This window comes from Kitasatospora putterlickiae, from assembly GCF_039527695.1.
In the GTDB taxonomy this organism is placed as follows: Bacteria; Actinomycetota; Actinomycetes; order Streptomycetales; family Streptomycetaceae; genus Kitasatospora; species Kitasatospora putterlickiae.
Genome location: NZ_BAAAKJ010000280.1, coordinates 1,052 through 3,106, shown reverse-complemented (window position 1 = coordinate 3,106; position 2,055 = coordinate 1,052). Strand labels below are relative to the sequence as shown.

General features: G+C 75.9%; 2 protein-coding genes and 1 pseudogene. 1 reads left to right on the top strand and 2 read right to left on the bottom strand.

Features of this window, described 5'->3' with window-relative positions:
• Positions 1-34 precede the first annotated feature (34 nt).
• Positions 35-373: a hypothetical protein gene (locus tag ABD308_RS27490; RefSeq protein WP_344339928.1), complete on the bottom strand. Its 339-nt coding sequence runs from the start codon at positions 371-373 to the stop codon at positions 35-37.
• A 243-nt stretch (positions 374-616) separates the two neighbouring features.
• Here ABD308_RS27490 and ABD308_RS27485 point away from each other — a divergent pair, with 243 nt between their 5' ends.
• Positions 617-1,678, top strand: a complete 1,062-nt coding sequence (locus tag ABD308_RS27485; RefSeq protein ID WP_344339926.1) for a methyltransferase — start codon at positions 617-619, stop codon at positions 1,676-1,678.
• A 32-nt stretch (positions 1,679-1,710) separates the two neighbouring features.
• On the opposite strand, the pseudogene ABD308_RS27480 reads toward ABD308_RS27485, so the two are convergent.
• Positions 1,711-2,055 (bottom strand): annotated as a pseudogene (locus ABD308_RS27480) (hypothetical protein); the annotation flags it as partial.

Genomic DNA, 2,055 nt, shown 5'->3' with positions numbered 1-2,055 from the left:
GAGGCGCCTCGGTGCGCCTCGGCGGGGCGGCGGTTCAGCGCTGGCAGAACAGGGTCGCCCGCGCGGAGAACCAGCCGCCGCCGGTCGACGTGACGTCGACGGCGAGGACGTAACACTGGCTGCGCTGCCAGCCGGCCCCCTGCGCGTAGAGGTAGGCCAGGTTGACCGCGCTCGTGCTGGCCGTTTCCATCGAGCCGCCGGCGCTGCCGGCGCTGAACTGCGCCGTCTCCTTCACCTCGACGGACCCGCCCGAGCGGACGCTGACGGCACCGGCCGGGGCGGCCTGGGCGGAGGCGGCGGCTCCGAGGAGGCAGGCCGAGGCGGCGAGGGCCACGGCGGTGACGCGCAGGCGGAACGAGGACGAACGGGTCATGGGAACTCCTCCATCGCGGGTTCAACGGTCAGTGGGGCCGGTTCGACCGGCGGCCCCAGCCTCCCCGCGCACCGCCCGCCCGGGCAAAGCCCTTCGAGCACCCTCGAATTCGGGCCACCCCGCGGGGTCCGGAACCGGCGCGTTCGCCACCCGATGGGGCGGGATCGGGGGGTGTCGGGCTTCGGTTCGGGTGCGGGTGGGCAGCCTCCCGGCGGACGGACGGCCCGCGAGGAGGAAAACGGGATGAGCCAGGATCAGGACCGCGCCGAGGAGGAGCAGGCCGGGGCCGGGGGTGGTGAGGACGGGCTGCGGCGGTCCGCCGCGTTCCTGGTCGACGAGGCGCTCGGCTTCCTCTTCCCCGCCGCGCTGCGCGCCGCCGCCGACGTCGGGGTGGCCGACCACCTGGCGGACGGCCCCGCCTCGCCCGCCGAGCTCGCCGCCGCGACCGGCACCGACGCCCGCAACCTGTACCGGGTGCTGCGGCTGCTCGCCACCCGGGGTGTGGTGGCGGAGGACGCGCGGGGACGGTTCACGCTCACCGAGGCCGGGCAGGCGCTTCGCGGCGACGTCCCCTACTCCGTGCGCACGGCCGTGCAGATGCTCACCGACCGCACCATGTGGCGGCCGGCCGGGGAGCTGACGCACTGTCTGACCGAGGGCACCACGGCGTTCGAGAACCTCTTCGGCGTGCCGTTCTTCGACCACTTCGCCAAGGACGAGCGGACCGCCGCCGTCTTCCACGTGGGCATGGCGTCGATGTCCGACCAGGAGAACGCGCCGATCGCCGCCGCCTACGACTTCCCGTCGAGCGGCACGGTCGTGGACATCGGCGGCGGCCACGGCGGCCTGTTGCTGGAGGTGCTGCGCCGCAACCCGGGCCTGGAGGGCGTGCTCCACGACCGCGCCCACGTCCTGGCCGGGAACCGGCTGGAGGGGCGCCCGGAGGTCGCGAGCCGCTGGACGACGCGGGAGGGCGACTTCTTCACCGCCGTGCCGGCCGGCGACGTCCTTCTGCTCAAGCGCATCACGCACGACTGGGACGACGACGCCTGCGCGGCCCTGCTCGGCCACTGCCGCCGCGCCCTGCGCCCGGGTGGGCGGGTCCTGGTGCTGGACGCCGTGGTCCCGTCCGGCAACGCGCCCCACCAGTCCAAGGCGCTGGACCTGATGATGATGGCCTCCCTCACCGGCCGCGAGCGCACCGAGGACGACTTCGCGGAGCTGTTCGCCCGGGCCGGGCTGAAGCTGTCCCGGGTGATCCCCACGCCGACCGTGCTGTCGGTGGTCGAGGCGGTCGCGGCCTGAGGTGGCCGGGCGGCGGGCGGCCGGCGGCAGGCTCAGGCCACCGGACGCCGGACCGCCTCGATGAGACCCCCCGCGGAGGGGCCGGGCAGCGGGCGGGCGTACCGCTGGGCGAGCTGGTCCAGGGTGGTGAGACCGGTGGTCCAGCCGTGCCCGTCGAGCCATTCCCGGGTGCCGGGGCCGAGGCCGCCGCGCCACAGGTCGGTGAGGTGCGCGAGTGACGGGTCGTGGGGCGTGGCGGTGACGTCCCGGCCCTGTTCCAGCAGCAGCCGGCTGCCCGGGGCGGCCAGCGCGGCGACCGCCACGAGCAGGCCGGCCGCCTTGGCGCGGGTCTCGGCCACCTCGGAGCCCGGGTCGGAGTGCCGCACCAGGGTCGCCCC

Coding starts and splice junctions, on each gene's coding strand:
- ABD308_RS27490 (WP_344339928.1), bottom strand. CDS start 373: ATGACCCGTTCGTCCTCGTTCCGCCTGCGCGTCACCGCCGTGGCCCTC.
- ABD308_RS27485 (WP_344339926.1), top strand. CDS start 617: ATGAGCCAGGATCAGGACCGCGCCGAGGAGGAGCAGGCCGGGGCCGGG.